This is a genomic window from Mesorhizobium sp. RCAM 06353 (assembly GCF_059683585.1).
Genome location: NZ_CM185031.1, coordinates 6,915,785 through 6,942,194, shown reverse-complemented (window position 1 = coordinate 6,942,194; position 26,410 = coordinate 6,915,785). Strand labels below are relative to the sequence as shown.

At 58.9% G+C, this 26,410-nt stretch carries 25 protein-coding genes and 2 pseudogenes; 12 read left to right on the top strand and 15 right to left on the bottom strand.

Annotated elements, in window-relative coordinates; genetic code table 11:
- Nucleotides 1–47 precede the first annotated feature (47 nt).
- Both AC56QX_RS33565 and AC56QX_RS33560 read right to left on the bottom strand, forming a co-directional pair.
- Entirely contained in the window at nucleotides 48–1,058 is a 1,011-nt protein-coding gene (locus AC56QX_RS33565; RefSeq protein ID WP_497112845.1) for a sensor histidine kinase, read from the bottom strand.
- A 498-nt stretch (nucleotides 1,059–1,556) separates the two neighbouring features.
- A complete protein-coding gene (locus tag AC56QX_RS33560; RefSeq protein WP_497112844.1) occupies nucleotides 1,557–1,976 on the bottom strand; it encodes a DUF982 domain-containing protein in 420 nt (139 codons plus the stop codon).
- A 208-nt stretch (nucleotides 1,977–2,184) separates the two neighbouring features.
- Between AC56QX_RS33560 and AC56QX_RS33555 the strand changes: the two genes are divergently transcribed.
- The 3 genes from AC56QX_RS33555 to AC56QX_RS33545 all read left to right on the top strand — a co-directional run bounded on the left by AC56QX_RS33555 (nucleotide 2,185) and on the right by AC56QX_RS33545 (nucleotide 4,756).
- Nucleotides 2,185–3,384: an IS256 family transposase gene (locus AC56QX_RS33555; protein ID WP_497112602.1), complete on the top strand. Its 1,200-nt coding sequence runs from the start codon at nucleotides 2,185–2,187 to the stop codon at nucleotides 3,382–3,384.
- A gap of 384 nt (nucleotides 3,385–3,768) precedes the next feature.
- Complete coding sequence (locus AC56QX_RS33550) at nucleotides 3,769–4,173, top strand: host attachment family protein (protein ID WP_497118029.1); 405 nt, start codon at nucleotides 3,769–3,771, stop codon at nucleotides 4,171–4,173.
- A 79-nt stretch (nucleotides 4,174–4,252) separates the two neighbouring features.
- On the top strand, nucleotides 4,253–4,756 hold the full coding sequence (locus AC56QX_RS33545) for a hypothetical protein (protein ID WP_183448018.1): 504 nt from the start codon (nucleotides 4,253–4,255) through the stop codon (nucleotides 4,754–4,756).
- Between the two features lie 62 nt (nucleotides 4,757–4,818).
- Here AC56QX_RS33545 and AC56QX_RS33540 read toward each other — a convergent pair whose 3' ends face one another.
- Entirely contained in the window at nucleotides 4,819–5,121 is a 303-nt protein-coding gene (locus AC56QX_RS33540) for a hypothetical protein (protein ID WP_183454655.1), read from the bottom strand.
- A 1,472-nt stretch (nucleotides 5,122–6,593) separates the two neighbouring features.
- Between AC56QX_RS33540 and AC56QX_RS33535 the strand changes: the two genes are divergently transcribed.
- On the top strand, nucleotides 6,594–8,315 hold the full coding sequence (locus AC56QX_RS33535; RefSeq protein WP_497112843.1) for an OmpA family protein: 1,722 nt from the start codon (nucleotides 6,594–6,596) through the stop codon (nucleotides 8,313–8,315).
- A 439-nt stretch (nucleotides 8,316–8,754) separates the two neighbouring features.
- Here AC56QX_RS33535 and AC56QX_RS33530 read toward each other — a convergent pair whose 3' ends face one another.
- From AC56QX_RS33530 to AC56QX_RS33520, 3 genes are all read right to left on the bottom strand, one after another.
- Nucleotides 8,755–9,084: a hypothetical protein gene (locus AC56QX_RS33530; RefSeq protein ID WP_497112842.1), complete on the bottom strand. Its 330-nt coding sequence runs from the start codon at nucleotides 9,082–9,084 to the stop codon at nucleotides 8,755–8,757.
- 649 nt (nucleotides 9,085–9,733) lie between these two features.
- A complete protein-coding gene (locus tag AC56QX_RS33525) occupies nucleotides 9,734–9,997 on the bottom strand; it encodes a YMGG-like glycine zipper-containing protein (RefSeq protein ID WP_183448022.1) in 264 nt (87 codons plus the stop codon).
- A gap of 186 nt (nucleotides 9,998–10,183) precedes the next feature.
- Nucleotides 10,184–10,435 carry a GlsB/YeaQ/YmgE family stress response membrane protein gene (locus tag AC56QX_RS33520; protein WP_111546598.1) on the bottom strand — a complete coding sequence of 84 codons (252 nt, stop codon included), beginning with the start codon at nucleotides 10,433–10,435 and terminating at the stop codon, nucleotides 10,184–10,186.
- 284 nt (nucleotides 10,436–10,719) lie between these two features.
- Between AC56QX_RS33520 and AC56QX_RS33515 the strand changes: the two genes are divergently transcribed.
- Nucleotides 10,720–11,589, top strand: a complete 870-nt coding sequence (locus AC56QX_RS33515; RefSeq protein WP_497112841.1) for a PRC-barrel domain-containing protein — start codon at nucleotides 10,720–10,722, stop codon at nucleotides 11,587–11,589.
- A 473-nt stretch (nucleotides 11,590–12,062) separates the two neighbouring features.
- Here AC56QX_RS33515 and AC56QX_RS33510 read toward each other — a convergent pair whose 3' ends face one another.
- The gene (locus AC56QX_RS33510; RefSeq protein WP_497112840.1) at nucleotides 12,063–13,856 is read right to left on the bottom strand and encodes a PAS domain S-box protein; all 1,794 of its coding nucleotides are present in this window, start codon (nucleotides 13,854–13,856) and stop codon (nucleotides 12,063–12,065) included.
- Between the two features lie 147 nt (nucleotides 13,857–14,003).
- Nucleotides 14,004–14,309, bottom strand: coding sequence for a hypothetical protein (locus tag AC56QX_RS33505; protein WP_497112839.1), 306 nt, complete (start codon nucleotides 14,307–14,309; stop codon nucleotides 14,004–14,006).
- A gap of 125 nt (nucleotides 14,310–14,434) precedes the next feature.
- On the opposite strand from AC56QX_RS33505, the gene AC56QX_RS33500 reads away from it, so the two are divergent.
- A complete protein-coding gene (locus tag AC56QX_RS33500) occupies nucleotides 14,435–14,608 on the top strand; it encodes a hypothetical protein (protein ID WP_497112838.1) in 174 nt (57 codons plus the stop codon).
- A 230-nt stretch (nucleotides 14,609–14,838) separates the two neighbouring features.
- Here AC56QX_RS33500 and AC56QX_RS33495 read toward each other — a convergent pair.
- From AC56QX_RS33495 to AC56QX_RS33485, 3 genes and pseudogenes are all read right to left on the bottom strand, one after another.
- Nucleotides 14,839–15,112 (bottom strand): annotated as a pseudogene (locus AC56QX_RS33495) (GlsB/YeaQ/YmgE family stress response membrane protein).
- Between the two features lie 211 nt (nucleotides 15,113–15,323).
- The gene (locus tag AC56QX_RS33490) at nucleotides 15,324–16,076 is read right to left on the bottom strand and encodes a PRC-barrel domain-containing protein (RefSeq protein WP_183448030.1); all 753 of its coding nucleotides are present in this window, start codon (nucleotides 16,074–16,076) and stop codon (nucleotides 15,324–15,326) included.
- A gap of 211 nt (nucleotides 16,077–16,287) precedes the next feature.
- On the bottom strand, nucleotides 16,288–17,259 hold the full coding sequence (locus tag AC56QX_RS33485; protein ID WP_497112837.1) for a magnesium transporter CorA family protein: 972 nt from the start codon (nucleotides 17,257–17,259) through the stop codon (nucleotides 16,288–16,290).
- A 1,219-nt stretch (nucleotides 17,260–18,478) separates the two neighbouring features.
- Here AC56QX_RS33485 and AC56QX_RS33480 point away from each other — a divergent pair.
- Together AC56QX_RS33480 and AC56QX_RS33475 are read left to right on the top strand one after the other, a co-directional pair.
- The gene (locus tag AC56QX_RS33480) at nucleotides 18,479–18,688 is read left to right on the top strand and encodes a cold-shock protein (RefSeq protein WP_027145347.1); all 210 of its coding nucleotides are present in this window, start codon (nucleotides 18,479–18,481) and stop codon (nucleotides 18,686–18,688) included.
- 170 nt (nucleotides 18,689–18,858) lie between these two features.
- On the top strand, nucleotides 18,859–19,134 hold the full coding sequence (locus AC56QX_RS33475; RefSeq protein ID WP_258590100.1) for a hypothetical protein: 276 nt from the start codon (nucleotides 18,859–18,861) through the stop codon (nucleotides 19,132–19,134).
- A gap of 337 nt (nucleotides 19,135–19,471) precedes the next feature.
- On the opposite strand, the pseudogene AC56QX_RS33470 reads toward AC56QX_RS33475, so the two are convergent.
- Nucleotides 19,472–20,052 (bottom strand): annotated as a pseudogene (locus AC56QX_RS33470) (DUF2062 domain-containing protein).
- Nucleotides 20,053–20,243: 191 nt separating this feature from the next.
- Here AC56QX_RS33470 and AC56QX_RS33465 point away from each other — a divergent pair.
- Together AC56QX_RS33465 and AC56QX_RS33460 are read left to right on the top strand one after the other, a co-directional pair.
- Complete coding sequence (locus AC56QX_RS33465) at nucleotides 20,244–20,852, top strand: ABC-type transport auxiliary lipoprotein family protein (protein WP_497112836.1); 609 nt, start codon at nucleotides 20,244–20,246, stop codon at nucleotides 20,850–20,852.
- Between the two features lie 698 nt (nucleotides 20,853–21,550).
- Nucleotides 21,551–21,907, top strand: a complete 357-nt coding sequence (locus AC56QX_RS33460) for a hypothetical protein (RefSeq protein ID WP_497112835.1) — start codon at nucleotides 21,551–21,553, stop codon at nucleotides 21,905–21,907.
- A 102-nt stretch (nucleotides 21,908–22,009) separates the two neighbouring features.
- On the opposite strand, the gene AC56QX_RS33455 is transcribed toward AC56QX_RS33460, so the two are convergent.
- The gene (locus tag AC56QX_RS33455) at nucleotides 22,010–23,002 is read right to left on the bottom strand and encodes a L,D-transpeptidase family protein (RefSeq protein ID WP_497112834.1); all 993 of its coding nucleotides are present in this window, start codon (nucleotides 23,000–23,002) and stop codon (nucleotides 22,010–22,012) included.
- A 239-nt stretch (nucleotides 23,003–23,241) separates the two neighbouring features.
- Between AC56QX_RS33455 and AC56QX_RS33450 the strand changes: the two genes are divergently transcribed.
- Both AC56QX_RS33450 and AC56QX_RS33445 read left to right on the top strand, forming a co-directional pair.
- Nucleotides 23,242–23,733 carry a YidB family protein gene (locus AC56QX_RS33450; RefSeq protein WP_497112833.1) on the top strand — a complete coding sequence of 164 codons (492 nt, stop codon included), beginning with the start codon at nucleotides 23,242–23,244 and terminating at the stop codon, nucleotides 23,731–23,733.
- Nucleotides 23,627–24,148: a DUF4112 domain-containing protein gene (locus AC56QX_RS33445; RefSeq protein ID WP_497112832.1), complete on the top strand. Its 522-nt coding sequence runs from the start codon at nucleotides 23,627–23,629 to the stop codon at nucleotides 24,146–24,148. Before AC56QX_RS33450 ends, AC56QX_RS33445 begins: the two co-directional genes overlap by 107 nt.
- 203 nt (nucleotides 24,149–24,351) lie before the next feature.
- Here AC56QX_RS33445 and AC56QX_RS33440 read toward each other — a convergent pair whose 3' ends face one another.
- Nucleotides 24,352–24,888, bottom strand: coding sequence for a cytochrome b (locus AC56QX_RS33440; protein ID WP_183448046.1), 537 nt, complete (start codon nucleotides 24,886–24,888; stop codon nucleotides 24,352–24,354).
- A 472-nt stretch (nucleotides 24,889–25,360) separates the two neighbouring features.
- Complete coding sequence (locus AC56QX_RS33435) at nucleotides 25,361–26,380, bottom strand: Fic family protein (RefSeq protein ID WP_497112831.1); 1,020 nt, start codon at nucleotides 26,378–26,380, stop codon at nucleotides 25,361–25,363.
- Nucleotides 26,381–26,410 lie beyond the last annotated feature (30 nt).

Here is a 26,410-nt window from a genome sequence, read left to right as displayed (position 1 = left end):
GGTCGGGTCTCGATCACTAGCTTCGGCCTTTGAAGGCGAGCGCGCGGTTATTGTGCGAGGCGCTGCGGCTGGATTTTCAGCGTGACGACCAGGCCATGTTTTGACCAGTCATAAGCGATCGAGCCGCGCAGATGCCCAGTTACGCTGCGCTCGACCAATCTGCTGCCGTAGCCGGGCGGACCTGCAGGTGCCTCAACGAGCGGTCCGCCACTTTCTGTCCAGACGATGGTGACGTCGTCGTCATGCGCCGAGCAGGAAACGTCCAGCGTCCCCGTCTCGGCAGACAAGGCGCCGTATTTGAGAGAGTTGGTTGCAAGCTCGTGAATGATAAGCGCGAGGATAGTTGCCGAGGACTCGCCGACGCTCATCCTTGGTACCGACACTCGAATGCGCCCGCTGAACGCTCCCAGATCGTCATAAGGCGCAAGTAGTACCGTAAGCAGGTCGCCAAGCAGCGCTGAGGCGGCCTCGGTCTGGCCGGGCACAGGCCGCACCAGATCATGGGCTCGCCCCAAGGCAGTCAGCCGCTGTGTAAGCTCCCGCGCCATGTCATTGGTGGTGGTCGTCGAACGCGAGGTGATGGCAGTAAGGCCCGAGGCTATGGTCAGCAGGTTCTTGACGCGATGGCTCATTTCGCCGGCGAGAAGCTCGCGGCTTTCTTCCGCCTGTTTGCGGCCGGTCACATCAATGAAGATGCCGAACATCAGCCGCTGGACGATCCCTTCGTCGTCGCCTTGACCGCGGGCGGAGATCCATTTGAGTTCGTCGCCTATCATGATCCGGAAGTCGATCTCATAGGGGCCGACAATCGCCCGCGTGGCGTTGAAGGCCGCCCGTACTCGGTCGCGGTCGGCCGGATGGATGTGTGCGGACAGGTCTTCGAACTTGACGTCTGTGGTGCGAGGGATGCCCCACAGGTCATAGGCTCGGTCATCCATTGCCAATGCGTCGCTATCCACGTTCCATGACCAAAGGGCGACCCCTGCGGCTTCGATGGCTCGGACCAGGTTCTTGGGTTCCCAGAGGAGGGGTTTTAGATGTGCCGCAGTTGTCGTCATGGAAACTCGCAAAGATGTCGAAAAAGGAACGGTTGTGACGTCGTAAACAAGCAGGCTGGCGGTTCTATTAGCCCAATTCATCCGGCATATGAGAAAAAACCACAGATCATGCCACGAGTTACTTGAGGCACGGCTGTTTCGCCCTCAGTTTCAAATCAACCAATCCTAGCGCACGAGTGGCTATGTGGGCCTTGGGCAAGCCTCCTTGGCGAAAGCCTGCGCGCCTTCTACAAAGGGCGATGAAAAATTCACAACCTGTATATGTAGTCTACCATCCGCCAATGAACGGCTTCCCATACCTGGCGGTCGTTCTGGCACCTGACGGAACTGCGATCGCAACGCGTTTCGACACAGCCGAAGAGGCCTCTGCATTCAACAATCAAACGGCTATGAGGCTGCACGGCGACGGCATCAGGCACTTAACGTGGGGCTGTCCAGCACCCCCATCATCAGCCTAGGCGGCTCATTCCTTCGCGACCATTGCGAGATTCCGGGGTCTCAGCGCTGCGCCTTCAATATTCTGGCCTCTCGCAGGAGTGATCCACGATCAGTACCGACCATATTGATCAGCTCGCGCGCCTGGGCTTCCGTAATCCCGGTTTCGCGCGCTAGGAAACGGATGAGAAAGTCTTCTTGCTCCTCTCTATGTCCACGATCCCGTCGTTTCTCGTCGGCGATGTATGACGATTTTAACTGTTCTACCGAACGCCGCGATGGAGCGTCCTCGTTGTGGTGCACGCCTTGCACGGTCAGCCCTGCCTCCTCCGCAGCCGCCAAAAACGCCTGCCGGGCATTCTCCACCTCGTCCTCCGAAGCCAGTGAGCCGGTGCAGGCCTGCAACGCGTCTCGGTATATCGATCCGTGCTCTTCCGGCCACTTCTCCATCAGCAAGATCGCAGCCTCGGAGGCACTGGACAACCTGCGAAGTTCTCCATTTGGCAACTCAATCGTTACTGGAACCCTGAAAAAGGTCGCGTCCCCGGACGTGGTGTAGCTCGGCGGTAGCGAAGCCGCTCGCGAGCGCGCCCTCAACAGCGCCGTAGCGAGCGAGCGGCTTTGCGGCGGTCATCGATGTTCCCCGGTAAGGTCGGGTTGCTGACACCAACCTGATTCGAAGGAACCACCGATGACCGACGACATGATGAACCTGCGCACGCTCGTGGAGAAGACCCCCGACGCCGATATCTTGCGCGAGATGATCGGCTTTGCCGCCGAGCGGCTGATGGAGCTGGAGGTGGGCGCCGCCACCGGCGCCGGCTATGGCGAGAAGAACCCGCTGCGGACGGCTCAGCGCAACGGCTATCGCGATCGCGACTGGGAGACGCGCGCCGGCACCGTCGAGCTGCGCATCCCGAAGCTGAGGAAGGGCTCCTACTTCCCCGGTTTCCTCGAACCGCGGCGCATGGCCGAGAAGGCGCTGACCGCCGTCATCCAGGAGGCCTACGTCCAGGGTATCTCGACCCGCTCGGTCGACGACCTGGTCAAGGCCATGGGCATGAGCGGCATCTCCAAGAGCCAGGTCAGCCGGCTGTGCGAAGAGATCGACGGCAAGGTCAAAGCGTTCCTTGAAAGACCCATCGAGGGCGACTGGCCATACCTGTGGATCGACGCCACCTACCTGAAGGTGCGCCGCGGCGGCCGCATCGTCTCGGTCGCCGTCATCATCGCCGTCGGCGTCAACGCGGACGGCCGGCGCGAGGTGCTGGGCATGGAGGTCGGCACGTCTGAGGCCGAGCCGATCTGGACGGAGTTCCTGCGCAAGCTGACCCGCCGCGGCCTGCGCGGCGTCAAGCTCGTCGTCTCCGATGCCCATGAAGGCATCAGGGCGGCCGTCACCAAGGTGCTGTGCGCGACATGGCAACGCTGCCGCGTCCACTTCATGAGGAACGTGCTGGCCCATGCCGGCAAGAGCGGGCGCCGTGTCGTCTCCGCCTTCATCGCCACCGCGTTTGCCCAGGAGACGCCAGAAGCCGCAAGCACGCAATGGCGTGCCGTCGCCGACCAGATCCGGCCGAAGGTGCCAAAGCTGGCGACAATCATGGACGACGCCGAGCCCGACGTGCTGGCCTACATGACCTTCCCCAGAGAGCACCGCGCCAAGCTGCATAGCACCAACCCGATCGAGCGCCTCAACGGCGAGATCAAGCGGCGCACCGAGGTCGTCGGCATCTTCCCCAACGATGACGCCATCGTCCGCCTCGTCGGCGCGCTCCTGCTCGAACAGAATGACGAATGGGCCGTGCAGCGGGCGCGCTACATGACGCTGGAAACCATCAGCCAAATGAGCGATGATCCTCTCACCAGCCTGCCAGCCGTGGCACGCTGATCATCCCGGCCCTATGCCGGAGAGCGCGGCGACCAAGCCGTCAGCTACACCACTCCCTGGGACACGATCCTGAAAAAAGCATCGTGCATCGCGCCACCCCTGTCCCCACCATCTCTTAGCGAACGAGGCGCGACGACATTCGTTCCAGCGCAACATGTAATGCCGCCTATCCGTCCAACGTCAGGCAGCTGATGCCGTTATCACAATGAAGCCCCATGGTGTTTGGGGGGCTTTGCGCCCGGTCGGCGCGGCCCCTAGTCGGCCGGGCGTGGTGAAAGGCTCAGATACAAGCATCCATTGGCGGGTTGGGGAGTTAAGACTCACGTCAGCAGGCCTCCAAACCGAAAAGCCAAGGGCTGGCGCAATCTCGGAGAACATTCGCACATGGATATTCCTAAAGGCGCGACCGTTGCTGTGGCCGATGGCGAGAAGCTCAATCTGTTCCGCAATTCAGGAGACGAAGCCAATCCAAAGCTGACGGCCTCGGTCGTGGAAGACGTGGCAAACGAGAACAAGGGATCCGGTGCGCGTCATCAGAGCAGCTCCGCCAATCCGGACAGCAGCCAGATCGAGGAGGACAGTTTCGCAGCCGGATCCGCCGATCTGCTCAACCGACAGGTCCTCGGCGGACAAATCGCCAACCTGATCATCATCGCCGCTCCTCGGACGCTTGGCGAACTGCGCAAGCACTATCATCAGAAATTATCGGACGTTCTGATTGGCGAAATCGCCAAGGATCTCACCGGCCATTCGGCCCAGGAGATAGAGAAGGCAGTTGCTAGCGCCTAGGGCGCATCATCGACAGAAACCTGCATCGCGCTCGCGCTACGATCGTTTTCGCGCCTGCGCCAAATTGAAGGACTTTATCATGACAAAATCCATTGGATGGCTAGCCGCAGCAATGCTTTGCATTGCAGCGCCTGCTCAGGCCGCTGACGGCGCCTTTCTGAAATCGTTTGCCGGCAACTGGGTTGGCAAGGGCACGGTCAAAGTCGACGCCGATTCCCAACCCATCAAGATCAACTGCAAATTTGCATCTGACGCGACGGAAAGCTCTTTGGCGCTTAACGGCAAGTGTACAGGTTACGTGGTCTTCTCGCGGGCGATCGGCGCCGACGTGAAGACGAATGGCAAAACCTATACGGGCATATACACCGGATCGAGCACCGGCCCGGCCGGCCTCAGTGGCGGTCGCTCGGGCAACGCACTGGTCCTCGGCATCCATTGGGCAAAAGAAGTCAATGGCGACCGTGCCGCCCAGCTAAGGCTGGAAAAGGTTGGAGACAATGGCATGCGCTTGACGACGATCGATAAGGACCCGGCGACCGGCAAGACCATTGTGATCAGCCGGATTGATCTCAGCCGCTCCTAGCGTGGTTGGTTGGCCAAGATCCGGCGCCTCGCTAGTGGGAAGACGGGCTGCCGCGCCGACTATTACGTGAGCTCGTAGTAAAAATCGCAAATGAGGTCCGCAACTTTGACGGCTTCAAAATCCGTCATGTGCGCGGCTGTCTCCACAGCGACCGTTTCCATATCGTCCTGATCGACGGCCAGAAGATCCAGTATTTTTGCAAACTTGAACTTGAGCTCCCGGTCCCCATCGAACTCATCGAGAGTGACGTGCAAAATGTTCAGATTCGCATCGATCAGGCGCGTTTGTATGCTGTCGGAAGAGGCTGCGAGCGTGCGGATCGCAGCGAAGAAGTGCTCTCGCGCATTGGAATATTGTCCGCCCATTTTGATACCTTTGAAGGTGAAACCGTGCGCCTTTGGACGTGAGGCCTGAGCCACTTACGCTTTTGGCATTACGGGAGTCAACGATGGAGTACGAGGGGTGGGCGGCGACACGCGGCCTTCGATTTATCGCAACGGCAAAGTAAGAAGGCGCCCGTGGAAGAGTGGGCTCTAACCGGTTCCACCACGAACCTTGCTCGATTTGCATTGTGACCGCCGCATCGAGGCCATGCTTGGCCTCGAGGACTAAGGCGCTTCCGCACTCGCGGCAAGAGTTCAATACCCCGCATCTCGGAATTCGAAACCATGTGCTTATCTCGGTTTTCCCATCCCTGGAAGTAACTAACGCCTCGCCTGCAGGCGCGGTTGAACTGCCTAACGACCGAAAGCGCTTCGGAACGGAAATTAGCACAAGCAACCCTCCATCTGGTGAACTTTACGCCCACGAGAGCGTTGTCCGGGTGTAACGGAGAGTTTTAGATGGGCTGGGTTTTTGGGCTAGCGTTTGCGCTGGTCTTGTTGTTTGCGGTCTTGCTAATCGTTACGGCACAGATCTTCAGAGCTCTCCTACTTTTCATCGCCTGCGGCGTTGGAGAACGGACGCGGATAGTGAATAGTACTTATCGAAGTATCGCGAGCGGCGGCACGGAGCCGAACCTATGCAGCACAGGTTCCAGCCGGATTTCGCGTCTTCGAAAACAAGAATCCCGCAGCGGCCAGCGAACCGCGTAAGTGCCCGATTAGCGCATCTGTGCAGCCGCTGGGCAGATGGCGCCTGTCGGCCAAGCAGAGGCGCTTGTAACTTAGATGCCTCCGAGCACCGCGAAACGGCCCGTGGACATTGAAGCTCATCTCAGCATCTTCGGGGGCGGCTTGAGGCGGTGCCTTGCCGTAATCCAACAACAGTTGCTCGGCTGGGGCAACCAAAATCCAAGTCGCGCATTTTAGTGGATGCTGTTAGACCAATTCCCTATGTGCTGTTCTCGATGCGGTGCGCGCGACCATGGTTATGAACACTGCACGCATCTGAGCCATGGCAGCCTCTCCGAGGCGCATGCGCGTTCGAACAAGGGCGATGAACGGCACAAGCAACGGGTTCCAGTTCGCAATCCAGACCAGGTCCCCGAGCCGCCGATTTTTTTACACTGATTAAAGTCGTCTGCCTGCGGCGGGCAAGTCAGATCGCGGCGCCGAAGCCATTTGCCCGCTGGGTCCCTCCAAGCGGTCAAAAGGGCCGGAAGGCCCGTCGCCCGCTGGCTCCCGGCCAGCGGGCGTTTTTGATATAACAGACACAGATTGCCCCGGAACAGGCGGCCGTCCTTCGACTGTATCTCCGGCCAAGCCCGGCAACTTGCCGCCCCTCTTCCGAAGTAATCCCCGTCGTTTCTGTTGGGGAGCTTATCATTCGGAATGAGCGGAACGAATGTGGCAGTGCCCAGTTTGGATAGCGACGGGACACCACACGGAGAATTCAAATGACACGCCGACCAAAGATTTTGGCCAGCACCGCACTGGGTTTGCTGATCGCCTCAGCACCGTTCGGGGCACCACTCAGCAGCGCAGCCTTCGGTTCCGCACGGTTCGTCGCATCTGCACCGCCTATTTTTATCAAGCTGAAATGTAAGGAGGGCGAGTCCGCCGAAGCCTGCGCGCTGAGGCAACAGGCTCCGTCCGAAAATGCTGCTCCACTTCCAGCGACCGAACCACAGCCTACTCCAAAACCAAAAGAGGCGGCCCCGGCCTCTGAGGCAACTCCTATTCCAGAACCTACCCCACCGGTTGAACCGTCCGCGAAGGAACAGCCTGCTCAACCGGCCGCGCCCGCACCTTCGTCCGAGCCTGCTCCGGCTGGCGAGCCTGCTCCGGCCCTCGGCGAACAGCCGGCGGAAACCAAGAACAAACCCGAAAAGAAACCTGCCGCCGAGCAGCCTGCCGCCGAGGCGCCTGCACCAAAGCAGCCCGTGACTGGCGAGCAACCTTCAACCGACCAGCAGCCTGCAACCTCCGAAAAGCCAGCCAATGGTGAGCCGGCGGCGCCCGCCCAAAGCGAAAAGCCAGTCCAGGGCGAGGCGCCGGCAGATCCGAACGCCGCACCAATCCTCGACAGCGAAAAGGATGCAAAACGTCCGGGCAAGGACGGCAAACCGCCTGCTCAACAGAGCGATGGCGGTCAGGCCCCCGCGCCTGCGGCTACCCCCGTAGACGCCGGACCACCGCCTGCGGACGACAAGGCAGCGCAGCAGGAGATCAAGCCTGAGAAGATCGTTCCGGTGACGGAGGAAAAGGGTACCCGCCGGGACAAGGCGCCGGATGGCCAGGCGCCAGAACGCCCCAAGGGCGCCGATGTCCTTACGGAAATTGGCGGGCGCGTCATCATCCAGTTCAACAACCAGACGATCGTCGAAAGCAACGAAGCACCGCGAATGAACCGTGGTGCCAAGGATGTGTATTACGAGGATCTACCGGGCGACCGGACACGCGAGACGATCATCCGCGACAACGGCAACCAGATCGTCACAATCCGCAACCGCTATGGCGACGTCATCCAGCGCTCTCGCATCACGCCGGACGGCCGCGAGTATGTGTTAAGCTATGTCGACGAGAGGTATTACCAGGACGTCAACGATTGGCGCGATCCTGGAGATGACCTGCCACCGATCCGGCTCACCATCCCGCGCAAGCAATACATTCTGGAGGCGGAGTTGGTAGAAGATCCCGGCGACTACTACACCTTCCTTGAGCAACCGCCGGTGGAAAAGGTCCAGCGCCTCTACTCGGTCGACGAGGTCAAGCGCTCGGCGCGTGTACGCGATATCGCCCGGCGGGTTGATCTCGACACGTTGAATTTCGAGACCGGTTCGGCGGCGATCTCGGACAGCGAAGTCAAAAAACTGCAAGGCGTGGCGGACGCAATGGAGCGGCTGCTGAAGAAGAACCCGGCGGAAACCTTCTTGATCGAGGGCCACACCGATGCGGTCGGTAGCGAAAATGCAAACCTGGCATTGTCCGACCAGCGAGCCGAGGCAGTTGCCGAGGCCCTCACCAACGCCTTTGGCATCGCGCCAGAGAACCTGACGACCCAAGGCTACGGCGAGAGCTACCTTAAGGTGAATACGACGGGGCCTGAACGACAGAATCGCCGCGTCGCTATCCGCCGCATCACGCCGCTTGTGGCGCCCGTCGCCAGCGCCAACTGACCAAGGCATCTCGCGATCCGGTAAGCGCGCCGGATTGCGAGACCATTGCCAGCCAAGGGACCCTATGGCCGGCCGACCCAGATGATTTTAAGACTTGATTTACCGGGCGGTTTTAGCGTCCCACTTGCGGCTAAAGTTGCAGTTCCGCATTTCAGGCAACACCGCCCGTCGCTCTCAGTCCACCTAAGAGCGACGGGTACCTGCCTTAGGCACAAGCCGCCGGCTGTCAGGATGGACGGCTTATGTAGGCTGGCCGCCGCCCCGGAATATGCCCCGACTGGCTGCGTGGCTCGCGCAGGGCTTAGAGCCGAAACGGCGCGCGGCCGAGCGATGTCGCCAACTAGACCACCCGCGTTAAGTACCGTATCGACTGCGAGAACTGGAGTACCGAGCGCTCGTCGAAGGCGCAGGTCCGGCCAGATTGGCCGGACCTGTACCATTACCTCCTGCAGATGCGAACTCGCTCGATGACGCGGTGGTGATGACGCCAATGCTTGATCAGCACGACGCGGCAATGGTGCCGATGATGCCGATGGTAATAACGGGGCCTATAGCTGTTGTCATACATGTCGTAGTATTGGGAATAGCCTTGACCGTAGTAGTCTGGGTACCGATCACGACGGTAGTAGTCGTAATCGTCGTCGCCATAACCACCACCGTCGCCATAACCACCACCAAAGCCAATAATGACGCCGCCGGCGTTTGCCGGAAAGGCGGTAGCGGCACAAGTGACTGCGATCACCGATGAGAGGACTAGCTTCCTTATCATCACAACTCTCCTGAGCTGAGAGTGTCCCGTCGGGACAAAAACGCTCTGGAGCGGAGGTTGTTCCCTACAAAATCACCCGGTGCCGCCCTTGCCCGCGTTTTGGTCAGGAAGTGTCATTCCAGGTACGGAGACCGACGTTCCTCTTCATTCGCCACACCCGCAGCCTTGGATAGATCATCGTGCCAACCGATACGAAAGAACGCTGCGGCGGAAGCCTTGAGATGGGAACCTTTTGTCGGCGAGCCGCTTTCTGAGCATGTCCCAAGCCGTTGAAGCACCTATCTTGCCCGAGAATAGTCCAGACAGGGAGGTGAACTGCGAGGTCGCCTTGGAAGCCGCCTTCGCGGCCTTGGTGACTGCCGCAGAAGGCCAAGGGTGGACGCCCAATGAAACGGCTTTAACTCTACTCAAAATCGCTACGAACCACGCCCAAAAGACCGAGGCTGTCGTTGCGGTCCCTGATACTGACAAAACAGCGATCGAAACTCGGGCCTAGCCGGCAGGGACGCCCAGGCTCAGCCGGCTAATTCGCCCGCCTCAATACCCCGGTTGCCGATTGTCTGAAACCGACCTTTGGTTCGAATTTAACATCCCGGACCGCCAAGTGAGGCGCGTGATCGCAACAGATCACGCGCCTTAGGTATTGGTATCAGTAGCCGTCCGGGCACCGGGCAATGTAAACGCGCCCATTACGATCGCGATACCGGCACTGGCCGGCCTCACTGGCGTGCCCGATCACCGCACCGGCGATCGCGCCGACTGCACCACCAACGACAGCCCCTTGCACGGGATCGCCGGCCACCGCTGCACCGACCGCGGCACCTCCCAAGCCGCCTACGGCAGCGCCTTGTTCGGTACGGGAACATGCTGCGAGCGGAATGAGCAGGCTCAAAATGAGCAGTGTCTTTTTCATGGGTTCTCTCCTGAAGCCTTAATTGGCCGGAGCATAAATGCGCCAACGGTTTTTTCGATCCATGGCCCTGTTGCCTTTATGGAACGGCTCGTCTCCGCTCCATGGGCGGACTGCATAGGCTGAGGCACGCCGAGCCCTTCGTCGGGCGAAGGGCTCAGGTTGAGGTTGACCGCAATAGTTCGCGGATTAGCGTTTGATCGCTCGGGCCACCGCGATCAAGATACACGCGCCGATGAAGCCGGCGACGAGATAGCCGAGCCAGCCGGCCAACGATATGCCAAGCACGCTAAGAATGAGGTTGGCGACGATCGCCCCCACGATTCCCAAAATGATGTTCATGACGACGCCCATGTTGCTTTTCATGAACATCTCGGCGAGCCATCCGGCAATGCCGCCGATGATGATCGCTGCCAGCCAGCCAACGCCAGGATTCTGCATAGTTTTCCCCTTTCCGCGAACCGCAATTGGTTCGACCGGGGAACGTCAAGGAGCCAATAAGGTTCCCGCGATACAGGCGCGTGCGAGCTCGAAAAAATTGCGGAATCGCAGCAGCTTAATTGACTCTACGTCGGTCAGCGCCTCCCAGGCGCCTTCCGAATTCCAAGGGGAACTTCGCTTCGTGCGGCCCGTTGTGAGGTAGCAAACTGTGCCGCGCTCAGCCTCCCTGCGACGGTTCGGCCGAACGCGGCGTGCATCAACACTAACGCACAAAGGAAACGTCCATGATCAGCAAACTTTTGGCTACCACCGCTATTGCAGCCCTGCTGTCGTCTGGCCTGTGGGTCTCGGGGGCCGCCGCTGAAGATGCCACCAAACCTGCCGCCGCTACGACCACTGCGGCGACAGCGCCGGCGGCCGTTGCAGACGGCAGCCTCGTCACCAAGATCATAGGCGCCGACGTCTATGATAGCGCTGCAGACGATGCCGCGAAGATCGGCGACGTCAAAGACATCGTCCTCTCCAAGGACGGCAGAGCCAAGTACATCATCATCGGCGTTGGCGGGTTCCTAGGCCTGGGGGAAAAGAACGTCGCCTACGATTTCAGCAAAGCTGAGTGGGTCGAGAAGAAGGGTGAGCGCTGGTTGGTCGCGAAGACCACCAAGGAAGACCTTCAAGCGCAACAGGATTTTGACCTGAAGGTCTACGACACGGCAGCGGCCTCGAACTCCAATGATGTCGCAGCTACCACCGCCAACAATGAAGCTGCCCCAGCCACGACGGACAACACGGCCACCGCGGCAATCGACAAGTCTTCGCTGACCGAGATGCCGATAGACAAAATCAGCACCAAGGATTTCATCGGCACCACGGTCTACGGCGCCGACGATGCAAAAGTCGGCGAGATTGGAGATGTCGTCCTCAGTGGCGATAAGAAGGTCGACGCGGTCGTCGTCGACGTGGGCGGATTCCTCGGCGTGGGGGAAAAGCCGGTGGCCGTTGGCCTGGAGAAATTGAAGTTCCTGTCCGACAAAGACGGAAACCGGTATCTCTACACCAATTTCACCAAGGCTCAGCTTGAGGCGCAGACTGCCTATGACAAGGGCACCTACGCGCAGAATCGCGACAAGCAGCGGATCATTCTTGCCCAGTAGACCCCAACGTGGCCCGCGGTGTTAGGCGCGCGGGCCACTTTTTTCGATCGTGTATGTCGATCTGACTATCCCGGGTAGGTGAGCACGAGATCATCTCGATCTTCCGATTTGAATAACGTAGCACGTTCAGGGTTCCTTATCGGTTGCACGCAGCAGCGCTCTCGAGAAGGCCGTCCATCGGTTCTCGGAACTACATGTAGTGCAGGCGCTGTGGGGCGGTGGTGGCCTTGGTGGCTCGCTGAGCTGGACGGACGCTACGGACAACTCAAGGATTTCGCGACAGCCATCCTTAGGCGGTCAGGTTCAGCGTGAAATGGTAGCCGCAGTCGAGATAGCGGCGTTGGAAGCGTTTGCTTGGCCAAATCAATTTGGTGGGAGCCGAAGGCGCGTTCCTTCTGCCATCCACGCAGTGACACCGGCGCCGTGGTCACAGTTCGCTGAACTCGGCGTATTGTAGAACCAGGCCTAGGTTTCTAAGCTCCATTGGCAACAGAGGCTTCCACGGCAGCCAGCGGCGCTTCCAGGCTCCAGGTGATGCCATGCGGACCGTACTCGAGAATTCCGTGGCCTCCAACAGCTGCAGGCGCAACCCGCTTCAGCACCACGGTTCCAAACCCACCCTGTCTGGTATCCTGAACTTGCGGCCCATCTGTTTCGGCCCAACTAAGGTGAATGAGCCTCGAGGCACCGGAACCGGTAATGTTCCATCGAACCGAAATCCGGCCCAGGTCCGCTGAGAGCACGCCGTATTTGGCTGAGTTGGTCGCGAGTTCGTGGAAGGCGATTCCAAGATACTGCACAGCATTGGGACTGAGGACCACCGGTGGTCCCGACATATCGATAACCTCACCCCGTGGGAAAGGCCGGGCTTGGGCCGCCACGAGCTCATTGATGGTGGCTCCCTTCCAGTCGGCGGATACCAACAGGTCGTGGGATCGCGACAGCGCCATGATGCGCTCGCGCACCTGGCGTTCAAACTGCTCAGGTGCCTCCGATCGTTTGTTGGTCTCCCGGATCATTGACAGGATGACCGAGTATTGATTTTTAACGCGGTGGTTGACCTCGCGCATCAGCATGCGGATACGGTGCTCGTTTTCCTTTGCCGATGTGATGTCCCGCGCGATCTTCGATGCGCCGACGATCCGCCCGGTCGCGTTGCGCATAGGCGATACGGTGAGCGAGACCGGAACAAGGCTGCCATCCTTGCGCTGACGTATTGTTTCGTACGTTTCGACCCGCTCACCACGGCGAATGCGTCCGAGGATGCGAGGTTCCTCGTCCTGGAGATTATCCGGGATCAACATGGTCACCGGCCTGCCTATCGCTTCCTCGGCGGTGTAGCCGAACAGCCTTTCGGCCCCGTTATTCCAGCTCTTGATGATGGCATTCAGATCCTTGCTGACAATTGCGTCGAACGAGGATTCCACAATCTCTGACAGATGCTGCCTGACTTCTTCGGCACGTTGGCGGTCGGTCAGGTCCAGGAGCATGTTCACGGCACCAATCAGATTGCCGTGCTCATCCCGCAGCGGTGTGGGGTAGGGCAGGAACGGAAAAAAGGATCCGTCCGGACGGCGCGCTATGGCTTCCTGGTTGCGGACCGGCCGGTTTTCCTTGAGCGCGATGGCCATGGGGCACTCGTCATGCGGCAATTCCTTGCCGTCGGGAGTGAAGAGCTTGAACGTGACGCACCATTTGTCCTTGCCGACTCTTGGCTCCCTGCCAGCAAGATCGGCGGCGGCGCGGTTGTAGTAGGTGATCGTCCCGTGCTGGTCGGTCGTATAGATGGCAACCGGAAGGGCGTCGAGAATTTGGTGATAGGTGCTTCCCTGCTGCCTTAATTCGGTGCGTGTCCGCTCCAGGTCGGTAACATCGACCGTGAAGCACCTGGTGTTGATCAGCTTGCCGTCCCGAAAATGGCCGCTCGACGTGATTTCGACATGTTTGATCGATCCGTTACAGGCTCTCAATCGCGCCGGATATCGCGTGATCTTCTCGCCACGGGTCAGACGTTCGAGAATGTCGTCGATCACGTCCCGGTCGGGGTAGAATTCTGCAATGTGGCGGCCGACATAATTTTCGGCACTAAACCCGAGAAGGTCAAGCTCAGCCTGATTTGCGTGAAGGATGACACCATCCGCGCTTACCAGATGGAGCGCGACGGCCCCGTTCTCGAAGAAATCCTGGTAGTCGAAGGCCCGACTATCCTCCCCAGACAAGTCCGGACTCTTGAGGGCGACAACGTTCGCCTGCGATACTTCCTTCATCCGAGTCCCCGATCGCGACTTAACCGACCTAAATGTGGTTCATGGCAATTCGTTCCAAAACAGTCGTTCCGTCGATGGTTCGCACGACTCCTGTCGCCGTCGTTCGTGGGAGTGCGGAAGACTTTTCCGTCATCCCGGCAAAAGCGACTAGTCGGGCCAATCTCTCGACGGTGGGGATTTTGACTTCGGCCTCTTTCCGTGCGCGGTTATCGAGGCGATGTCGACCGTGACCAGACCGCCAACCTTCACGGTCACCTTGCCATCTTGGTCATCGACGCGGATGACACGCCCGACGAGACTAACCTTGTCGCCGGACCTTTTCTTCTTGGGAGCATCGATCGCGAAGGGGAAGTCATAGGTCGGAATACTGACGCTGGCGCGGCCGCTTGGCAGCACCTTTATGATGGTCGCTGTCAACGTAATCTCATCACCGATCTCTATGTCCCACGCCATGGATATGACTCTGGAGCGGTCACGTCGGTCGTCAAGCGAAATTTGATTTGAGATAACAACGAGACCGCTGCGTCACGCGTCTACGGTGATGGCGCCCTGAGCGTCGCAGGGGGCCGACCGGCTGCTTGATTGTGCAGGTGCGGCTGGCCGAGACGTTCCAGCGTTCGGATAGGTTTGCCGGCGTCGGCAGCCCGAGCGAGGGCTTGGCGATCGACTATCAGGTGATCGAGACCCGTTCATTCGAAGCGCGCGTCGACGGCTGCGACCATGCCCAGTCGACCTGTTCGTACGCATCCTGAACGACCGCAATGGCGAGGTTGCTTGCCTCGAAGTGCTTCACCGCTTCGGCGCCTGTCTCGGGCGGCGGCAATCAGGCCTATGTCAGCGCGATTGTGCCGGCCGCACATTCGTTGGGTCTGTGGAACGTTGAGCGCGTCGTCTTGACCCGCCGGCTAAATGCAGACTTCGACTGAGGCCGTGCAAAATCCGATTGCCGCCGTCCGTTGGGGCGATGGGTTCGAACCCCGGGCTACCGCCACCGACCAGATCGACCCCTCCATCCGCCCCCGAAACGACCGCCACCAGCAACCAACCGGATGATTAGGAGAAGTACAATCGCGCCGACGGTGGCATTGACGATCAAGCTGATCGTTCCGCTCCCGAGATGGACGCCCCAAGCGGGGCAGCAGCCAATCCCCGATAAACGCGCCGATGATTCCAATTGCGATGTCCCCGATTAGACCAAAGCCTGAGCCCCGCACGATCTTTCCGGCCAACCATCCCGCAATAAGGCCGACCACCATATGACTATGATGCTCTCGTTCGTCAGATGCATAGTGATCCTCCGGGCCTTCGTTTTCGCAGCGCGATTTCATGTCTGCAACCAGCGACTAGTTCCATAGCCGATCCTCTATCCCCACGAAAGCCAAAGCGCGTCTGTCGTTCGACGCGACCGCCGCGGCGCCCCAAAGCAATAGGACAGTCGACAGCATGATCATCAATTGCGACCGCTACTTATCGAACCGAGTCAGGGATCAACTTCTGGAAGATCGCATCGTTCTTCGCCCGCCATGCTTCATCTGCGAGCCACTGATATTCCTGGTCGGGCATCAACGGAACGGCTTTCACATCGGCACTGGAGATGCGCAGGTAAAAACTGTTCCGCTCCTCATCGACTTGCATATACCGAAGCGGGACGACGATGCTGTCTTTTCCGGCGATGAAAAAGCCGCCTGAGGCAATAACTGCGTAGTCCCATCGGTCCTTGGTTCCAATTACGACGTTGCGAACTTCGCCAACGATCTTGTCGTCCGAACTGCGAACCTCGGAGCCGACGATCTCGTCGACACGCAGACCGGGTCCAAGTTCGTCGATATTGATTAGAGGACGTGCGCCTGGAGCACCGCGATTGCCCTGAACTTCACCACCTTGATGCTGTTGTGGTTCTTCGGCGGCCACCTGTTCATCGGCAAGGTCCTCGTCGTTCCCCCCAAGCTTCGCCATTGATGGCGCGGCAATCAGCTGTCGGATATTGGCGAGCAAGCGTTCGCAGTCGTCCTGTAGGCCATACGACCACAGCAGGAAGGCGGCATCCCTAAGGGTTCGCAGGTCGCGAACGAGATAGCGATTTTCCGGATTGCGCAATTCCGGGCTCTTGAGGACAGCTTCTTCGAGCTTCGCATCGGATATATTACAGACGGCGAACGCCGGTTGGACGCCAAGCCCCAGCAACAACGCCACCGGCGCCGCGATCCAGACAAATCTCATTAAAATTCCCCATGGGCGGCTTTCCTTGACTTCGTGCTTGGAGCAGGCAAATCAGGTGGAAATGTACCGCAAGACATTTGTTCAGCTTGAAACAACGGACCGAATGCATTTCGGTTCCGGCAGCTTAATCATTGAGTGACAGAACATTTACTGGCTCCGCCGTGTCACGCGGCGCGAGTCCTCGCCACTCCTGCGCAGGAATGGACGACCCCTAGAACCAACCCCGCCATTTGAACCACGCCAGCGGAATAATTGCGCTGAGAGCGATGATCCCCAAACCATAGGGATAGCCGAATGCCCAGTCGTATTCGGGCATGTGCTTGAAATTCATGCCGTAGATACTCGCCGCTAGGGTGGGAGGAATGCCGACGATCGAGACGATGGTGAGGATTTTGAAGATGTCGTTTTGCGCAATGCCAATCAATCCAACCATGGCGTCGAGGAGGAACTGCACCTTGTCGGAGAGATGAACCTCGTAATTGTCGAGCGACGCTACGTCGAGCTTGAGGCCGTCCATACGCGACGCGAGTTCTCCATCACCCCAGCCTGCGGTCATCCCGCATGCGAAATCGATGGCGCGTCCAAGGGCAAGCAACGCATCGCGCTTTTCCGAGAGAGCGTCACCCAGCCTGCCGACATGGCGGAGTTGGGCTCGAATAACATTGTTTGAGCGGATCGCCTTACGACCTTGGCTATCCGGGACATGAAAGGCGGTTGCAGAGAGGGTGCGCAGGTCCGTCGCCGCCTGCTCAAGGCCGTCGGCGAGGCGGTCGACAAGCTCATCACAGAGATCGAGGAACACCTCAAGGCTCGAGGTCGGCGGCTCGCCGGAATCGGTGAAGCGCCTAGCAACCGCGTCAAAGGCCGGCAAAGCCGAGAAGCGAACGGTGATCAAACGGTCGCGCGACAGCACAAAGCCGAGGGGAGCAACCAGCGGCGGGCCGCCTTCGACATGGGTGACTATCGGAACGCTCATGGTAAGCACGCCGTCGCGGGCTTTTAGTCGGCTGGAGCTTTCGATCTCGCTGAGATTTTCCCGGCTTGGGAGGGCAACGCCGGCCACCCCCTCGACCTCTTTCACCTCGACCGTATCTGGGTCGATAAGATCCAGCCAGAGCGCCCTTATGGTCGCTTTCGGGGAGTTGCTCTGCGGATATATGCTCAACATTTCCGGAAGTGCCATGAAAGGCCGGCTTGCGTGGACGGGACTTAGGCAGTGAGCCAGATCGAACTGAGGGTCGGTGTACGAAGCAGGCTTCTGGCCATTCCTAAGCCGTCCAGTTGGACAATCCTAACCGTTGAGCCCTCCCATTTTGAACGACTGGTTGAGGGTAATGTTCCAGACCTTCTCATCTCGGAAGTTGTAAGTGCGGCAATCGTCAGTGGAACGCGTCGATTTCTCCGATGGTGCGCCCCTCGATTCCGGGATTGCCCGCGCACTTCCCTGATCGCCGTTATGAGCCGGCATAAGCAGTAATCGGCGACTGAGTGCGCCTTTGGTGGGAGGGCAGCACGCCTGGGCTGTTGCTATGCCCTGCTCGGATCGAAAAGCCGCCTCTGCATTTGTTGGGCCGGGGCTCCCTTCGCCTCCGTGCGTACCCCGATAGTGGCAGAACGGCTACACCAGCGCTCACCGGGGATCTCCATCGTTTATGATTTCACGTACTTGTGCCGAATAGCCGAGCGCCGATTACTTTTGCGCTTTCGTAGAGAGAAGGTCGCGCAAAGATGAGGCGATCGCTGCGTGATTACGGCTTTCACAGTACAGGCCGCGCTCCAGAAGATCCGTCTCCGCCACTGCCGACGTCCAATCCTGATAGGCGCCGGTCACGAACAGCTGCGGAGAGTTTAAGCCCTCCAAGCAGTTACGAAATCGGGGAACTGGATCTGGCATTGGCTCTCGCGAGCGAAATTGCCTAGTCGGGCCGTATTCATGGCATGAAAAACCCGCTGCCGGGAGGAGGTGGCAGCGGGCTCTATATCAAGCTCACCACGGGAGGAGGTGTGGGTCGCTTTGCATCGGCATCGCATCTGGGAGGAGTAGATGGCCGATCTGCGTAACATCGAGTGATGCGAGGCATTGTGCAATGCACAATTTTGCATGGCTGCCGTGTGGATCCAGACGCCGTTCTCTCCCAGTCACTGTCCTGAGGGTGGGAGGCCGATTTGCCTCCTCCTCGAAGAGGGCAACAAAAAGTTGAGGGCGCAATTTCCAAAACCAAAAGTTGACGCCGCCATCGAGGTAGGATATGAATAATCCTGTCGATATTGCTTGCTGAGCTTTGGTTATCGCGCGTTTGGCACCGCGCCCTGAACGAACCTTCCCTTCAAAATCGTCATCGTCACAGATCGGCAGCGCTCTCGCGTTGCCGTCGTCCAATATTGCTATGAAAGGGTTCATCATGACCACTGGCACAGTTAAATGGTTCAATTCCACCAAGGGCTTCGGCTTCATCCAGCCTGACAACGGCGGCGCCGACGCCTTCGTTCATATCTCTGCCGTCGAACGCGCCGGAATGCGCGAAATCGTCGAAGGTCAGAAGATCGGCTATGAAATGGAACGCGACAACAAGTCGGGCAAAATGTCGGCCTGCAACCTGCAGGCCGTCTGATCGGTTCAGCTTTCCTTTGACCACGGATGTACTGGCACTGTTGAAAGCATGAGACCAAGCGAGGTCAGGCAAAATTTGCCTGACCTTTTTTATGTCCGGCCGACCGACCCACTAATTTGCGCGTGTATCGCCGCCTCTTGTCGATGGCCGTCAAGATCAAGGAGATCTGGATGACCGAAACAACGAGCGAGCTTCAGACGATCAATACCGCCTGGCAGATCGCCATCCAGGAAATCCTGCGAATGGTCGTGCGGGATATTTACAGGACGGGCGACGAAACGGTGTTCAAGTCGCATATCAAGCGCATAGAAGAGGCTGCGGTGGACAGCATCTACACTGGCCTGATGCTCCGAGGCACGGACGAATGGACTGAGCTGCTCGTCAAGGAAAAAGCCAGCAATTTCGTCACTACGCTTCTGACATCCTTCACCTTCGATAGGGTCTAGAACCAAAGCCAGCCTTCGCGAACTCGCGCGAGCGCAGCTTTCCTCGCCTTTGAGGAATTTCCACTAGCGCGCAACCCGGCTGATCCACTCGGCCTCGGACCTACCGCGGAGCGCCTGCCCTGCCTGCACTCGCTCCCATTGCCGTTTGCGCATGTCGCCTTTCAACGTGCTGTGCCGCGAAGCTGGCTTCACTTTGCCCGCAGCGCCTGACTGAACTGGATGGCCGCCCTTCTCCTGCAAGAATGTAGCTACGCCAAAGTTACGCCGCCGAGTTGCTTGGTCATCTCGCGGAAATCGTCATGCGCCTTATCAAGAGCTTCGTCGCCGCTTTCCTGCATCAAGCCGGCGGGGGTCTCTTCCACCCTAGCCTTCCAGGCGGCCTAGGGAGAGTGGGCAGTAGCGCGTCGTCTTCTTGCTGAAGAAGTCGACTCGCCTTTTCGGCCAACCGTTTGCGTCTCTGTTCGCGGAAGGCAGTCATGCACCAGAGCGTGATGCCATAGAACAACAGGCCAAAGATCAACCCAAGCGGCACCGCGCCGATCAGCATCGGCTTCAGCACCGGTCCCCACAATTGCGATAAGGAAAGGTTATGCAACATCTCACTGAGATCCGCAGGCGGGCCGTGACTTGGCAGCGGTTGTGCAACATGATCTTGCCGGTCTCCCAGGATGCACCCCACAAAAAGGGGAGCGTCAACGGATTGCCGAAAACGACTGCGCTAAGCGCTGCCGCCACCAGGTTTCCTGCAATCAGCCAGCAGAGGACGGCGGCAATGGCGAAGTGGAAACCCACCGGGAAGAATGAGGCGAAGACCCCCGCCGCGACCCCAGCCGCCACGGCGTGTGGAGTGGTGTCCAGCCGCAGGATGCGCTTTGAAAAGTACTGAAGCGAGCGCGAGAAGGAACTGCGTGGCCACATATAGGTGCGTAAGCGCTCGAAGAGGCCATCAGGGTTGCGCCGTCGAAAGAGCACTCTCGTTCCTAACTTCGCCAACGCTGCGGACTTGTCCGCTGGAATGAAATCGGCTCTAAAAACAAAAAACGCGGGCTGCGTTGCTTTGTTCCGGTTTGCCAGGTTTAGAAAATATTCGGTAATAAGGGTGATCGCGTGTGAAATCGGTTAGGGTCAAATCGGACGCCCTCAACGCTAGTTTGGCGTTGCTTGCGCTGGCGCTCGCCGGCTGCGCGGCATTGGGAGGCAAGCCTGCGCCGCTCGATACGTTCGAGCTGTCCGCCCCCTCGATCGATGCGCGTGGCCACAGCCGCCGCCAGATCCTGATCGCCCAGCCTTCCGCGCTCAAGGCGCTGGACAGCCAGAATATCGTCATCAAGCCGTCCGACGGCTCGATCCAGTATCTCAAGGGCGCGCAATGGGCCGATCGGCTGCCGCTGATCGTGCAGGCCAGGCTCGCCGAAACCTTCCAGCGCTCCGGCAGCTTTGCCGGCGTCGGCAAGCCGGGCGAGGGGCTGGCGATCGACTATCAGGTGATCGTCGAGATCCGCTCCTTCGAAGTCCGCGTCAATGGCGGCGAGCATGCCGAGGTAAATCTGTTCGTGCGCATCCTGAACGACCGCAACGGCGAAGTGCGCGCTTCGAAAAACTTCACCGCATCCGCGCCCGTCGCGGGCAGTGGTAATCCGGCCTATGTCAACGCGCTCGACAGCGCTTTCGGCGAGGCGGCCAAGGATATCGTGCGCTGGACGGACACGACGATCTGATCCGGATAAGCCAACGGTTGCGGCTGCGTCCGATGCAAATATGCGTCGTATGAGCGGATTAGCATCTGGATTGGTAATTGAGACTCGCCTTAGCGTCAGGTGCTGCGCCAAGGTGAGGATCCAATAATCCGAAGACACCAGCGACTTTGAAGCACAAAGGGGTTTGCCCTCCCCAAAGGCGACGTAGGCAGGAGGTGCAAGTCAAGCGCAGCGTGACCGCGCTGCCGCGGACGGCTTATCGTGCAGGGTTTATCGCAGTCCTAGGAAGCCTAAGATAAAAAGGACAATTACGATCGCGCCAACAATCCAAATAATCCGATTCATCATCTTTCGCTTTCTGCTAAAGGAGCCCGCCAAATGAGCGACGGATGGCAATGCGGGCCCGCCTCCTACGCTAAGAAGCGGCATTCGAATAACTGCCTCAACAGTCCACAACCAGTAAGGTTCCAAAGCTCGTTCGCACTCCACACCCCTGAGTAACCACCAAACCTGAATCGCCACGCCCTGCCGGGGGCGCCAGTCGGCATTCGTCTACTGCTGATCTGATCGCTCATTTTTACTTCCTGCCGCTTGGAAAAGCCGGCGCCGCTCGCTGGAGGCTGCAAAGAAAGCGAGCTGAACCGGACGCCAGTCCCCGCGGTCTTAGGAACCTTACGCAGCCGTTGGCCGTTGAGGATTCACAATCAAGGAGTCTGAAGATGGCTGATGACCCAAATGAAGCCGCGACATCCAGGCCGACGCAGCGTGAAGCTCAGGAAGCATTGGAGAAGCAGGTTGCTCAGTTGAAGCGCGAGATTAACAAGATCAATCGGACGCTTGCTGAGCGCGCAGAAGAGGTCGTCGAGGAAGCCACAGGCTGGTATGACAGCGCTGCCGATCGGGCCGGCCGTACAGCTCAGGCGCTTCGGAGCGGGGCTCAATCTGTTTCGGGGGCCGTCCAGGACAATCCGGGCACTGTGTCGACAGCCTTCATAATCGGCGCTGCAATGGGTCTGCTACTGGGGGTCACCCTCAACGCTAGTGGGTCTAGTAGGGACCGATGGTTCTCTAACTAGCCCGGAGATCGTCGCGTCGGTGCACCAAACTTGACACGGCAAAGCAGACCTCGGGGAGGCATTCTGAATCATTTCAAAATGAACCCGATTGGCGCGGCATGCCTATTTAGGTTTGTCGCCAGAGTCGGCCATTTCGCCCTTGAAGGTAACTTTCGTGCCCTTTTGCACCATCGAGGCGAGGTCCTCGGCATCCCAGTTCGTCAGCCTGATGCAGCCATGCGAGAAGGTCTTCCCGATCTTGCCGGGTTCGGGCGTGCCGTGAATGCCGTAGCTTTCGATCGACAGATCGATCCATATCGACCCCACCGGATTGTTCGGGCCGGCAGCAATGGTGAAGGGTCGCTTGGTCTTGACGCCCTTGAAAGCGAAGTCGGGATCGTAGTGATAGGTCGGATTGTGCACCACGCGTTTGACCTCTGCCTGGCCACTCGGCGCCGGCTTTTCGTCGCTGCCGATCGAAGCGGGGTAGACTGCAAGCGCTTTACCGGAAGTATCAAGCGCGCGTAGCACGCGAGCCTCCTTGTCGACCTCGGCAATGGCTGCGGGAGGATCGCCCCGGCCAATATCGGGGACCAGCAGCTTCGTGCCGGCCTTCCTGAAGCCGATGCCAGGATTGAGCCTTCGCAACAGGGGTTCGCTGATATGGAAGCGCTCCGCCAGATTCTCGGCCGCATTGTGATAACCGAGCCTCGACAGCCGGGCCATCCGCTCCAGGCGAGCCGGAATTCGCTTGGTAAAAGGTCCGCGCACATCCTTGCGCGTCAGCTCATAGGTGATCAGGACCGGGCTCGCGGAGGTAGCCAGCAGCTTGTCCCAGGTCTCCTGGGTGAGGTTGCCATCGGACGGGAATCCGTTCGCCGTCTGGAAGGCGCTGACCGCCTTGGTGAAGCTCTCTCCAAGCCGGCCGTCGATCAGGCCCGGCGAGAAGCGCGCGCGATCTAAAAGAATTTGCGCCTTCAAAACGGCTGGGTTGAAGCCCTTTGGCGTGTCGGATGCGAATCGCGCCTGGTTGATTACATCCAAATCCTGCTTCGCCGCTTCGGCTGCCCCACAAGCGAGGAGGAACGCCGCCGTGACAACAAGGAGCCTGATCATCGAGTTCACTCCGGATGGCCTATATGACGCGGCACGCCCTGTTTGGTTCCGTCAACTCGGCCCAAGGCATTGGGATCCAAGGCTTTATCACAAGCATAACTTCGTAACGGCCCTCACATCTCAGTCGATAGATTGGTCGACCTTCCGGACAGCGCCGCAACGACAATAACCAACATTAGATCTCGCGGAACTTTTGTGAAGCTGAGCCCTTCCTCTTGTGAACCGTTGAGGAGACCAAAATGGCGAATCTGGGAAAATTGGCGATCGCGATGCTTGGCGTCCTGGCATACCAGAATCGCGACAAGATCGGCGACATGATCCGTGAAGCGGGAAATCGTAATCCCAACGACCCGCAAGGCGGGATTCTGGATCAGATATCGAAAGGGGTGTCCGGGACGGCCCTTGGCGACATCCTCGACCGATTCAGAGGGGCAGGGGCAGGATCGAAGGTCGACTCTTGGGTTGGCACCGGGCCGAACGAGCCGATCCAGCCAAGCGACGTGGAAGCGGCTATTGACGAAGACACGCTCACTTCCCTTTCGATGCAGACGGGTCTTTCGCGCGAGGACCTCATCCGCAGGATCACACGAGACTTGCCCGAGGCAGTCAACAAGATGACGCCAAATGGTGATTTGCCAGCTGAGGCAACGCAAGGCTCGGATGAGACCACCCTGCTCGACGACGTGCCCCCGCGTAGGCCGCAAGCCAAGAATTCAGGCGGCGATGTCTAGAGTCACAACTCTAGACCGGGGAGGTCTGGTAAATCGCACACGCCCGGCGGCCGGGACGCGGGGGCAGGGCCATCGCGACCCTGAGGCAGAAAAAGCAATCGCCGAGCTGGACCTATTGGCCGCTTTGCTTGATTCCCGCTGGCGCATTCCGGGGACGTCAGTTCGTTATGGACTGGATGCCCTGGTGGGTCTGGCGCCCGTACTCGGAGATGTGGCGACGGGCCTGGTCTCGGCCTATATCGTCTTGCGAGCCCGAAACTGCGGGGCTGGAAATGGCTTGGTCGCCCGCATGTTAGGGAATGTACTGCTTGATACTGTGATAGGAAGCGTTCCTATTCTCGGCTCAATCTTCGACGTCTATTTTAAGGCGAACAATCGCAATATAAGGCTGCTTCGCCGTCACCTCCAAAGGTAAGGCCGAAGCTTGGAGGCTGGCCTGCCGTGAAGTGGCCTCGCGTTACGATGTCATAACTCGCAATACAGCAGCCATCCCAATGGTTTAGCACTGTGGCTGTCGGGCCGCTGGCAGGCTCACCAGCGCCCGTTTCGGCCCGACAGCGTGGAAGTACCTCGCGCGTCGTGGTGGCCCGCCTTGGTTTAGCGTTTAGCCCGCCAGGCTCAACCCTTTGGGAGCATCCTTGTCAGAACTGCATCGCGGCGGACGAAGTGATGATAGAGCGCGGCTGCAGCATGTAAGCTGGCCGCGATCAATATCCCATTGGCGGATAACGAGTGAAGTTCTCGAATCGTGCGAGCCGTAGTTCGATCGGGTGCAAATGGTGCCGGCACTGTGAATAGGCCGAAGAAACTCAACGCATCACCCCTAAGCCATGTCAAAAGGATGCCAAGGACAGGGATCGCGATCAGCAGCGCATAGAGGACAAAGTGGCCGATCTTGGCTGCGGTCCGCTCGGGCGCCGACATTTCGTCTGGAAGACTTGGTGCCCCTCTTAGGCCGCGCAGAACAACCCGCCAAAGCAGCAATCCGGCCAACAGAAGACCAAATGAAATGTGCAGCCGCCAGATGGCACCGACTGTCGGGTCGCCACGAGGCAACAGGTCTTCGCCGTAGGTCAGTGCGTAAAGCAGGAGGACGAGCACGAAGAGCGCCCAGTGCAGAAACTTCTGGATCGACGTGTATGCGGTAGAGGTCATTCGACGACGGCTCCCGTTAAAAGGGTCTCTCCCACTTCAGTTGGCTTCCTGGCAGACTTGTGGCCGCTAAATTACGATTTAGTAATGCCTCTCGCTTTCTCAGCCCTGCCCGCTGGCCCGTTTGTATCGCCTGCCACTCCTGCCAAGCCTGCTCCGCGTCACTTTTTCCATTTCGCCGCCTTTGCCTTCTCCGCTTCGTCGGCCTGGAGTTTCACAATCCAAAGATGCCATTGCGATTGCGAACTGGGTTGTCAGCAACGGGGTCGCGACTATCGCAATTGATGATTTGTCGACGAGCTTTTCTGATTGGCTCCCGAGACGTTTGAACATCGCGGTAAGTTTTCTGGAAGGAGGCGCGTTGATCCAAGCTCAGCACATTATTATTCAGAAACCATGGGTGATGCGTTCCCTGACGGTGACCGACCGCATGCGGCGTTTCGTGCGAGATCATGGATAGGGAATGGTAGAATCGCTATCTGCTGGAATCGGGCACGTGGAGTGCGTAGCGCGTGTGTCTGCGTTCCCCTGTTTTTGTTAGCGCACCTTTGGCAACAAGGTTCTGTAAATCTCTGGTTGTCGTGGCGCGTGATGCCTGTGTGATGGCGATGTAATTCTCGGCGCTGAGCCCGCCTTTGAAGCCGTCGATACCTTCGCGGAACATCCGGGCAATGACCTTTTCCTGCCGCTCGTTGAACTGATCCCGGTAGCGTTCGTAGAACTTGGCCTTGGCGACGGAAAACTCGACACGACCGAGCGTTACGCGCTGCGCTTCAAGGATCGTGTTGGCGAAGTAGAGCAGCCAGTCCGTAACCGCGTTGTTCTTGTTGTTGGCCTCCAGGCTGTCGTAGTAGACCTTGCGGTGGCGTTCGATCGTGTACGCCAAAGCGATGAGGCTGGGCTCACCCAGGTTTTGTGCCAGCGCCTTCTCGCATAGGGCGCGCCCTATGCGGCCGTTGCCATCCTCGAACGGGTGAATGCTCTCGAAATAAAGGTGAGCAATACCGGCCCGCGTCAACGCAGGGAGCGGCGTCTTGCCTTTGGGTGAGGTATCGTTGAACCAAGCGGCGAAGGCGTCCATTTCGGTTTTCACCCGCGCCGACGGCGGCGCTTCGAAATGCACTTTGGCCTTATCCAGCCGATTGGAAACGATTTGCATGGCATCGGCAAAATGCAAGTAAACATCGGCCATCATTTCGGCGATGCCGCGCTCGGCAGGTGGAATGCGCCTGGTCTCGCTGCCCAGCCCAAGTTGCTGGCGCAGGGATGATTGCAGACTCTCGCGGTTGAGGTATTCCCCTTCGATCGCGGACGTCTTCAAGGCTTCTTCGCTGATAAGATCAATGCGGATCTGATCACGATCGTCGGCACCGACATGACGAAAGACGCCCAGGAACTCGCCCGATCGCAACAGGAACTCGCTTTCCAGCGGTTCCAATACCTTTTTATCGTAGGTAAAATGCGGCCAGTCAGCCTGCTCCCAATTCCATAGCATGAGTTATAGGGCACCTTTCTGTAGGCGCAA

Excerpts from the sequence above, each read along its gene's own strand:
- AC56QX_RS33530 (WP_497112842.1), bottom strand. The coding sequence starts at position 9,084 with ATGATAAGGAAGCTAGTCCTCTCATCGGTGATCGCAGTCACTTGTGCC.
- AC56QX_RS33490 (WP_183448030.1), bottom strand. The coding sequence starts at position 16,076 with ATGAGATTTGTCTGGATCGCGGCGCCGGTGGCGTTGTTGCTGGGGCTT.
- AC56QX_RS33485 (WP_497112837.1), bottom strand. The coding sequence starts at position 17,259 with ATGGCACTTCCGGAAATGTTGAGCATATATCCGCAGAGCAACTCCCCG.
- AC56QX_RS33435 (WP_497112831.1), bottom strand. The coding sequence starts at position 26,380 with ATGCTATGGAATTGGGAGCAGGCTGACTGGCCGCATTTTACCTACGAT.
- AC56QX_RS33540 (WP_183454655.1), bottom strand. The coding sequence starts at position 5,121 with ATGGGCGGACAATATTCCAATGCGCGAGAGCACTTCTTCGCTGCGATC.
- AC56QX_RS33475 (WP_258590100.1), top strand. The coding sequence starts at position 18,859 with ATGACCGAAACAACGAGCGAGCTTCAGACGATCAATACCGCCTGGCAG.
- AC56QX_RS33440 (WP_183448046.1), bottom strand. The coding sequence starts at position 24,888 with ATGACCTCTACCGCATACACGTCGATCCAGAAGTTTCTGCACTGGGCG.
- AC56QX_RS33445 (WP_497112832.1), top strand. The coding sequence starts at position 23,627 with ATGGTGATTTGCCAGCTGAGGCAACGCAAGGCTCGGATGAGACCACCC.
- AC56QX_RS33505 (WP_497112839.1), bottom strand. The coding sequence starts at position 14,309 with ATGGCGTGGGACATAGAGATCGGTGATGAGATTACGTTGACAGCGACC.
- AC56QX_RS33550 (WP_497118029.1), top strand. The coding sequence starts at position 3,769 with ATGGATATTCCTAAAGGCGCGACCGTTGCTGTGGCCGATGGCGAGAAG.
- AC56QX_RS33510 (WP_497112840.1), bottom strand. The coding sequence starts at position 13,856 with ATGAAGGAAGTATCGCAGGCGAACGTTGTCGCCCTCAAGAGTCCGGAC.
- AC56QX_RS33565 (WP_497112845.1), bottom strand. The coding sequence starts at position 1,058 with ATGACGACAACTGCGGCACATCTAAAACCCCTCCTCTGGGAACCCAAG.
- AC56QX_RS33555 (WP_497112602.1), top strand. The coding sequence starts at position 2,185 with ATGACCGACGACATGATGAACCTGCGCACGCTCGTGGAGAAGACCCCC.
- AC56QX_RS33460 (WP_497112835.1), top strand. The coding sequence starts at position 21,551 with ATGGCTGATGACCCAAATGAAGCCGCGACATCCAGGCCGACGCAGCGT.
- AC56QX_RS33535 (WP_497112843.1), top strand. The coding sequence starts at position 6,594 with ATGACACGCCGACCAAAGATTTTGGCCAGCACCGCACTGGGTTTGCTG.
- AC56QX_RS33525 (WP_183448022.1), bottom strand. The coding sequence starts at position 9,997 with ATGAAAAAGACACTGCTCATTTTGAGCCTGCTCATTCCGCTCGCAGCA.
- AC56QX_RS33450 (WP_497112833.1), top strand. The coding sequence starts at position 23,242 with ATGGCGAATCTGGGAAAATTGGCGATCGCGATGCTTGGCGTCCTGGCA.
- AC56QX_RS33515 (WP_497112841.1), top strand. The coding sequence starts at position 10,720 with ATGATCAGCAAACTTTTGGCTACCACCGCTATTGCAGCCCTGCTGTCG.
- AC56QX_RS33480 (WP_027145347.1), top strand. The coding sequence starts at position 18,479 with ATGACCACTGGCACAGTTAAATGGTTCAATTCCACCAAGGGCTTCGGC.
- AC56QX_RS33455 (WP_497112834.1), bottom strand. The coding sequence starts at position 23,002 with ATGATCAGGCTCCTTGTTGTCACGGCGGCGTTCCTCCTCGCTTGTGGG.
- AC56QX_RS33520 (WP_111546598.1), bottom strand. The coding sequence starts at position 10,435 with ATGCAGAATCCTGGCGTTGGCTGGCTGGCAGCGATCATCATCGGCGGC.
- AC56QX_RS33545 (WP_183448018.1), top strand. The coding sequence starts at position 4,253 with ATGACAAAATCCATTGGATGGCTAGCCGCAGCAATGCTTTGCATTGCA.